Below are 8,290 nucleotides of genomic sequence, written 5' to 3' on the forward strand. Positions count from 1 at the left end.
CGCTCGCCGTTCAGCGACATTGCTCGGTTCTGCGGCGGCCCGTTCGGAGCAGCGCGCCGTGGAAACGCGGCCAGTCGCGTCGATCGCGCGGGCGCAGGGTGCGCAGGCGGAGCGGCAGCCAAGCCTCGGCGGCACGGATGGCGGGCTCCTGCGCGATCCGGGCCATGTCCGTCGCGAAGGGGGCGAAATAGACCGACTCCCCCATCGAGCCCCGCATCTCGGCCAGCGCCTGATCGATGCTCGCACCGTGCACATGTAGCGCGATGTCGGCGAGGCCGCGGCAGATGCGGAAGAGCATCCAGTGGAGATGGCCGAGCAAGGCGTGCGGCTGGGCGAACAGCCCGTCCTCGGCCATCAGCATCTCGGCATAGCTTCCCCAGCCTTCCGGGAAGGCGGCGGCATAGCGTAGCCGCAGCGGATGCGGCTGGGCACGGGCTTCTTGCGGCAGCTGCGCCATATGGCCCGGCAGCAGCTCGTGCGCGACGACGCTCGGGAGCGAGAAGCTTGGACGTCGACGGATGTCCTTCAGGTCCACGACATAGGCACCGGGCACCCCCGCGCCGGGGAGGACGCGGTACCCGCCCTTGCCGGCAGCGATCTCTTCGGCGCTTAGGGCGCGGATCTCGACCGCGCGGCATTCCGGCGGCAGGGTGCCGACGAGCCGTGACAGGCGGGGCTGGATGGCGACGAGCGTCGCGCGCATCGCGTCCACGGCGGCGGCGCGGCCGTCGCCATCGTCCGGGAAGAGGTAGCGCGGATCGCGCCAGAGTCGCTCGAAGCGCGCGCCGACCGAGGTCCCGGGGAGGCCGAGGCGGTCGAAGGCAGCGGTTGCGCGCGCCACCAGCGCGCCATGGGCGGCATGCAGGTCCCGCTCCACCCGCATGAGCTCGGCATCGTTTCCGGTGATCCGTTGCACGTGCAGTTCGAAGCGTCGCGATCTGCTCGAGGGTGCATGCGCCAGCGCCAGGTCGATGCGCAGGCCCGCGCGTGCGGCGTGCAGGTCGAGGTAGCTGCCCAGCGACGCGCGCCGTGCCGCGAGGGGGGCTAGCAGGGCCAGGGTGCGATCCGGCGGGAGCGTTGCCGCTTCGTCCAGCGCGTGGCGGATGTCGGCGTCGATGGACGCACTCGCCTCCACGGGAGCGAGTGCAAGCGCGCCGGCGCCCGCGAGCAAATGGCGCCGCGTGACCCTCATCGGGCGGGCCGTAGCGCGACACGGTTGTTGCGGCGCGTGACCTCCGGCGCGTTCCCCGAGAGCGCGACCTCGACACTCGCCGCCTGCTGCGTCGGCGCAGCGATCCGCACCACCGCGGTACGCGGCCGCAGGTCGGCGGGCGCATCGAGGGGCGGAATCGCGGCCGTTGCCAGCACGGCGCCGTCCGCTGCGCGCACCGTGAGGGTCCCGCCCGGGGCTCGCTGGGCCCCAAGGCTGTGGACCGTTACCGCGAACCCGTTTGGCGTGCGCACCACATCGTCGCTGCCGATGCCGAGATCCGGCCGCTGCTCCAGCGGCATGGTCGGCGTGGCAAGCGCGAAATCGTAGATCGTCGTGCTATGCGGCGCAAAGACGACATCGGTTCCCGAGCTGCGTTCCAGCGACAGCGTAACGGGCCCGCCGTCCGCGGCCAGGGTCGCGCCGCCGTCGTCGCTCGTCGACCGCCGCATCGTCCAGCTGCCCGCGGTGACGTTCCAGGCCGTCATGGTCGCCCGCTGCGGGCGATCGGTGCGGTTATAGGCGAGGACCCGGAAGCGATCGGGCGTCGCGCCGGGGACCAGGATGGCGACCTGCTCGCCGGCACCATCTTCAGTGAAGCGCCAGGAGACGCTGTTGCCCGGCCAGGTCTGGTTGCGGCGGAGTGCGATGCCGCCCAGCCGCTCGCGCTGCAGGATCTCGTTGGGCTGCTCGACCCGGTCCGACCACCAATGGCCTTCGGTGTAGAGATATTCGTGTTGCGCCTTGTCCGCGATCGCCTCGGCATGGAGCCGCTCAAGCGCCCCGATATCGCCGGTCGCGTCCCAGCGGGCGTAGAGCGAGAAGGGATCGGCCTTGGCCGCGGCGACGATGTCGGCGCGCAGCTTCGCGCCGCCGGGGAGCGCGGTGAAGGCGTTCTCGTTGAATTCGGCGAGGGCCGCTGCGCCGCCCTTGGCGATCCGCGCCTCGATCGGGCGGAGATATTTCGCGTCGCCGGTGAAGCGCCACGCGCTCCAGGCACTCTGCAGCGGCGTGGTGACGCCGCCGCCGTCCCCGGCGCGCTCGGCATCGGTGCCCCAGTTGATCTCGTTGGGGAAGCTCCAGCCGCCGCTCGCATCCTGCCGGCCATGCGCCAGCCACCCGTCCATCACGCCGGTGACCAGCCCTCGGGCCTCCGCATTGCCGTTGTACAGCCCGATCAGGATCGGCGCGTGCATCACGGTGAAGCTGTACGGCTTCTGCCAGGCCCAGGCCGCATCGCGGTACATCTTGCGCCCGCCATACCAGTTGGAGGCGAAGTGCAGGTGCCCGGCCGGATTCTTGAGGATCACCCCCTGGAGCGCCCGCGTGGTCTCCATCAGCCGCTCGACCGCCTTGGGCTCACCCCAGTTGAGGTACAGCCGCTCGGCATCCGAGTTCAGCCCTTCCTCATAGGCGTGCAACTCGTCGGTGGTGATGGTGCCTAGCCCATTCGTGCGCATGCCGTTGGCGAAGACCGCGTCGGACAGCGCGCGCAGCGAGGCGTTGATCTTGTCCGGCTCGATGCCCATCAGCGCGAGCCCCGGCCATTGCTGGATCAGGTCGGTATCGTCGGAGATGCCGCCGCCGAAATCGCCATAGGGCACCTGGCGCTCGTCGATCCACCAGTCGACGAAGCGGCGGACATAGCGCAAATCCTCCAGCTGCCGGAACGCCCAGAGCGGCTCGCCCGCCTGCGGGACCGGCTGGGTGAAGGCGGGCATGTTCTCCGGACGATAGTTGATGTCGGCCCAATAGGTGCGCGCAAGCTTGTTGTCCGGGTCGACGCGCAGCAGGTCGGTCATGTCGGCGAACAGGCGGCGGTAGAGCGCCATCCGCTTCGAAGCGGTATGCTCCTCGACCAGGAAGGCCCAATTGTCCTTCACCTGGTTGAGCCGGTCCGCGACATGCTCCGCCAGCGCCTCGGCGCGGGGCTTGAACACCAGCCGGATCCGCGCGCCGTCCAGGCTCGCCGCCGAGAAGGCGGGATCGGAGGCGGCGATCGAAAGATACAGGCTGTCCGGCGACAGGATGCGATCGCGCAGGTCCAGCCAGAGCGTGCGCTTCTCGCCGGGGCGCACGGTGACCGACAGGTCGATCATGTCGCGCTCGGGCCAGATCGGGTCCTTCACGCGGATGTCCAGCGCGACTGGCTGGCTGCCGGGCAGCGCGGGCAGGTCGAGCGCGATCCCGTCCAGGCCGTCATGGAGATTCTGCCAGCCATAGTCGAAGGCGCGGGCGACGGGCTGGTCGGGCGGCGCGTCGCCGAGGCTGGCGGGCAGGAGGATGTGGACGATCGGCGCCATACCCGCCGGACGTGCAACCTTGCCGCCGCCGCCTGCAGCACCGGCACCCACGGCGGCTTTCACGCCCGCCGTCGGCATCGCAACCACGGTCGCGCGTTCGTCGGTGGCGTAGCGGCCCGCGATGAAGGCGTTGAGCGGCGCCAGCGCCGCAAGCGTCGGCGCCACCTCCGCGCGGATGGTGTAGTCGAGCTTGAAGCTGCCTGCCGGCTCCGCGCCCGGCCCGATATCATAGGCCCAGAGCTCCTGGATCGGCTGTTCCTGCATCACATTGGTGAAGCGCAGGATGCCGCCGGTGCGCGGCGCGAACTGGTCGACGCTGCGCACCACGCCTTGCGGGCGCCTGGCCAGCACTTGGTCCTTGCCGTCGCCGCTCCAGCTGAGTGTGCCATAGGCGGCCCCGCGCAGCTCGACCCGGTTGAAGCGCTCGCCTGCCGGCACCGTCAGGTCGTAGCGCTTGCCGCCCTCGACATAGGTGTTCCAGTCGGGGAGCTCGAAATAATCGTCGCGGCCTGGCAGGCGCGAGCGGTTGTAGACGCCGGGCCAGGTCGTCTCGGCGATGCCGTCGACGCCCTTCCACATCCATTCCTTCAAGTCCTTGGCGTCGGCGAACTCCACCTTGCGCACGCGCGTCACGGGCGCGTCGAGCACCGGCGGCAGCGCCTTGTCCCAGCCATAGCGGTGGAGCCAGGCGGCGCGTTCGGCGGTCCGATCGGGTACGGGAAGCGGACCGGGCTCTGCCTTGACCGCGAGGTTCGCGACATTGGTGGGGGACAGCATTCGGTCGTAGACGCGGATCTCGTCCACGTCCGATCCGCGCATGAAGCTGTAGCGGCTCTGCACCTGATGCGGGGCGATGACGCGGCCGGCGAGCCCGAACTGGTCGAGCCCGGAATCGAGATCGGCGCGCTGGTCCTTCCGCGCGACCTCGCGGCCGTCGACATAGAGGCGGACGCCCTGCGTCTCGTCCCAGGCGAAGGCGATGTGCTTCCACGCGGCAGGATCGGGCAGCGGATCGATCCGCCACGAGACGCGGATCCGCGAGAGATTGGCGTCGGTGACGAAGGCGTCGAAGCCATGGCCGTTCCAGTCGATCCGCAGGAAGGCCATGTCCCAGCTGGTGTGGTCGGCAAAGCCGGCGCGGAAGATCACGAACGGCACTTCGCCCAGCGGCTCGCGGGCGCGCCAGAAGAAGGCGAGCGTGCCGCGCGCCGCGCGCATGTTGCCCGGTGCCTTCCACGCGACATAGCCGTCGTCCGCCCAGCGCGCCGCGCCACCGATCGCGCCGTCGTGCACGATGTCGACATGGGCGCGGAAGTTCGGCGCTGGATCGCCCCCCGCGATATCGGCATCGAGCGACGTGTCGGCCGAGGCGCGGAATAGCAGGCCGGGAGCGGCATCGGTCTGCGCCTGTGCGGGCAGCGACAGGCACCCGATCGCGAGGGCGAGCGCGGAGGTGAGGGGGCGGGTGGGCATGACGGCGATCCTCTCCTGCAACCGGCTCAGATGCTGTCGACGCGCGCTAGGCGCGGGCTCAGCAGATGGACCACGGCCACGGCGAGCAGATAGACGCTGCCGGCCACGGCGAAGATAATGGTGTAGCTGCCCGTCACCTCGAGGATATAGCCGGTGAACTTGGCCATCATCATCCCCCCGATCGCACCCACCGTCCCGCCGATCCCGACCACCGAGCCCACCGCCGCCCGCGGGAACATGTCCGACGGGATGGTATAGAGATTGGCCGAGAAGGCCTGATGCGCGGCAGTCGCCAGCCCGACGATGGCGACGGCGAGCCAGAGATGGTCGACATATTGCGCGAAGAAGATCGGCGTCACCAGGATGGCGCAGGCCAGCATCGTCCATTTGCGCGCGGCATTGGCGGTGAACCCGCGCTGCATCAGCCGCGACGAGGACCAGCCGCCGGCGACGCTCCCCAGATCGGAGATCAGGTAAATCACGATCAGCGGCGGGCCGAAGCTCACCAGATCGAGATGATAGGTCTTGGCGAGGAAATCGGGGGTCCAGAACAGGAACAGCCACCAGATCGGGTCGATCAGAAACTTGCCCAGCGCATAGGCCCAGGTCTCGCGATAGCCGAGCAGCTTCAGCCAGCCGATCTTGCGCACCGGATCGGGCATGTCGCTTTCGATATAGGCCAGCTCGGCAGCGGAGAGCTTGCTGCTCTCCCTCGGCCGGCGATACAACGCCACCCATGCGACCAGCCAGACCAGGCTGGCGACGCCGGTGACGATGAATGCCATGCGCCAGCCGAAAGCGATGGTGATCGCGGGCACGATCAGCGGCGTCACCACCGCGCCGACATTGGCGCCGGCGTTGAAGATTCCGGTGGCCAGCGCGCGCTCGCGGGCCGGGAACCACTCGGTCACCGCCTTGAGGCCGGCGGGGAAATTGCCGCTCTCGCCGATGCCGAGGATGAACCGGGCGACGGAGAACTGGAAGGCGGAGCCGACAAAGCCGCACAGCGTATGGCCGAGCGTCCAGATGACGAAGGCGATCGAATAGCCGATCCGCGCGCCCACCCAGTCGACCAGCTTGCCGAAGGTCAGATAGCCGATCGCATAGGCGGCCTGGAACCAGAAGATGACGTCGGCATAGGTGGTTTCCGACCAGCCGAGCTCGCCCGAGATGGTCGACTTCAGCACGCCGATCATCTGGCGATCGACATAGTTGATCGCGGTCGCCGCGAACAGCAGCGCGCAGATCACCCAGCGATACCGCCCGACCTTGTCCGCCGCGGCCGTGACCGCCGGCGCCTCCCTGCTAGCCATCGGTCCTCTCTCCTGTGTGCGGCCTCGTCGCGGGCCTTATTGTTCTTTGATCGTGCAGCGTACCGAAAGCCGGTCGTCGAACCGCGCTTCCACCCGGTCGCCGATCGCGACGGGGTGGACGCCGGTGACCGCACCGGTGGAAATCCATTGGCCCGGCGTGATCGCGATGCCGCGCGCCGCCAGATGCTCGAACAGAAAGCGCGCCGCGCCGAAGGGGCCGTCGAGCATGTCCGCGGCGATGCCGGTGCCGATCTCCGCGCCGTTGATGTGCAGTGCGACGGGCCATCGGTTCAGATCGATCTCGCGCCAGTCGTCGATGGCGGCACCGACGACGAGGCCGTTATTGTTGCCGAAGTCCGAGATGGTGACCATCGGGCCGTGATCGTTGATGCCGGCAAAGGGCGAGCTGGCGATCTCGATCCCGACATGCACCGCGTCGATCAACGCGCGCGCCTCGGCCATGCTGAAACGGCGCTGCGCCGGATCGGGTGCCCCGCCGACACGCAACAGGAACTCCGCTTCGGCCGCGCCGAATCCGCCCGCGAAGATCGGCATCGCAATGCCGTCTTCTTTCTCGACCTGATCGGCGAAAATGGGGCCCGCCAGCCGGTCGACACCGTCCACGGGCGGGTTGATTCGCCCGACTTTCCAGCCTGCCACTGGCTTCGGCACCAGCGCCAAGGCTGAGTCCTGCACGGCATAGGCTGCAGGCAGGTCCGCTGGAATGGTGCCGGGGAAGGCGGTCAGCGAGGAGGCGGTTCGGCGTGCTTCCACGAACGCGCGCGCTATCTGCGAAATATCGCTATTCGGCTCCACTGCCGCCCCTCTCGCTAGGATTGTCCTTTTCCCGATCGGTATGGGAAACCGGTGTCAATGGCAAGCTGTTGCGTGCGTCGCGGATGTAAAATCCGATCAAGGGAGTGGATCGAGCGAGTCGATCCCGGGTGTCGCATGCATGCAAGACACGGAAGTCGAAGCGGATCTCTACGTATGGACCCAGCAGGTGGACCAGAAGGGTTGCACGCATGACTGACACCGGTTACCAGTTGAGCCAACCGCTGACGAGGGCGGATGGAGAGGATCGTCATGATCGGCGTTTCACGATGTGGTGCGAGCTGCCTGCCGGTGTCGGCCGGTCTTGCCATGATCGGCGCATCGACTCTCCGTCCCGCATGATTTTGCAAGGAGTGCCGCATGTTCGACCGTACCTATTACGCCACCCATCCGGACATGATGGAATGCGTGAGCAATGAGGAACTGCGCGATCGCTATCTGATTTCCGGCCTGTTCCGGGAAGGCGAATGCGTGCTCAACTATACCCATGCCGATCGCTTCGTGATCGGCGGGGTGCAGGTGGCGGGCGGGGAGGTCCGGCTTCCGGCACAGGCCGAGCCGAAATCGGCCGAAGGGCATCCCTTCCTCGAGCGGCGCGAGCTGGCGATCGTCAATGTGGGTGCGGTCGAGGGTACCGTGACCGTCGACGGCGAGGTCTTCCCGCTGGGCAACAAGGACTGCCTGTACGTGACGATGGGCGCGAAGGACGTGGTCTTCTCCGGCGAGGGCGCGCGTTTCTATCTGGCGTCCTGCCCGGCGCACCAGGCGTTCACCTCCCGCAAGCTCGGCATCGCCGACGCCAATGCGCTCGAGCGGGGCAGCCTGGCGGAATCGAACGAGCGGACGATCTACCAATTCGTCATCCCCGGCGTGTGCGACAGCGCGCAGCTGGTGATGGGGCTCACGGTGCTCAAGCCCGGCAGCGTGTGGAACACCATGCCGCCGCACGTCCATGAGCGCCGCAGCGAGATCTATTTCTACTTCGAGCTCGACGACCTGGAGAAGGATCGCGTAATGCACTTCATGGGCGAGGGCGAGGCCACCCGCCACATCGTCATGGCCAACGAGGAAGCGGTGATCAGCCCGCCCTGGTCGATCCATATGGGCGCGGGCACCAAGGCCTATGCCTTCATCTGGGCGATGGCCGGCGAGAACCA

Annotated in this window: 5 protein-coding genes; 1 reads left to right on the top strand and 4 read right to left on the bottom strand. The window is 68.2% G+C overall.

Annotated features, from left to right (window positions below):
- Nucleotides 1–10: 10 nt before the first annotated feature.
- The 4 genes from ABIC65_RS17510 to ABIC65_RS17525 are packed head-to-tail and all read right to left on the bottom strand — an operon-like array spanning nucleotide 11 to nucleotide 7,115.
- Complete coding sequence (locus tag ABIC65_RS17510) at nucleotides 11–1,192, bottom strand: DUF885 family protein (protein ID WP_354310392.1); 1,182 nt, start codon at nucleotides 1,190–1,192, stop codon at nucleotides 11–13.
- The gene (locus ABIC65_RS17515) at nucleotides 1,189–4,986 is read right to left on the bottom strand and encodes a LamG-like jellyroll fold domain-containing protein (RefSeq protein WP_354310394.1); all 3,798 of its coding nucleotides are present in this window, start codon (nucleotides 4,984–4,986) and stop codon (nucleotides 1,189–1,191) included. Before ABIC65_RS17515 ends, ABIC65_RS17510 begins: the two co-directional genes overlap by 4 nt.
- Before the next feature lie 26 nt (nucleotides 4,987–5,012).
- On the bottom strand, nucleotides 5,013–6,299 hold the full coding sequence (locus ABIC65_RS17520) for an MFS transporter (protein ID WP_354310396.1): 1,287 nt from the start codon (nucleotides 6,297–6,299) through the stop codon (nucleotides 5,013–5,015).
- Nucleotides 6,300–6,335: 36 nt separating this feature from the next.
- The gene (locus tag ABIC65_RS17525) at nucleotides 6,336–7,115 is read right to left on the bottom strand and encodes a 2-keto-4-pentenoate hydratase (protein ID WP_354310397.1); all 780 of its coding nucleotides are present in this window, start codon (nucleotides 7,113–7,115) and stop codon (nucleotides 6,336–6,338) included.
- 378 nt (nucleotides 7,116–7,493) lie between these two features.
- Here ABIC65_RS17525 and kduI point away from each other — a divergent pair.
- Nucleotides 7,494–8,290 (top strand): 5-dehydro-4-deoxy-D-glucuronate isomerase (kduI, locus tag ABIC65_RS17530; RefSeq protein ID WP_354310399.1); only part of this gene is annotated, 797 nt, incomplete at its 3' end.

Origin of the sequence: Sphingomonas trueperi, assembly GCF_040545665.1 — a bacterium.
Taxonomy (GTDB): domain Bacteria; phylum Pseudomonadota; class Alphaproteobacteria; order Sphingomonadales; family Sphingomonadaceae; genus Sphingomonas; species Sphingomonas trueperi_B.

Coding starts and splice junctions, on each gene's coding strand:
- ABIC65_RS17520 (WP_354310396.1), bottom strand. CDS start 6,299: ATGGCTAGCAGGGAGGCGCCGGCGGTCACGGCCGCGGCGGACAAGGTC.
- ABIC65_RS17515 (WP_354310394.1), bottom strand. CDS start 4,986: ATGCCCACCCGCCCCCTCACCTCCGCGCTCGCCCTCGCGATCGGGTGC.
- ABIC65_RS17510 (WP_354310392.1), bottom strand. CDS start 1,192: ATGAGGGTCACGCGGCGCCATTTGCTCGCGGGCGCCGGCGCGCTTGCA.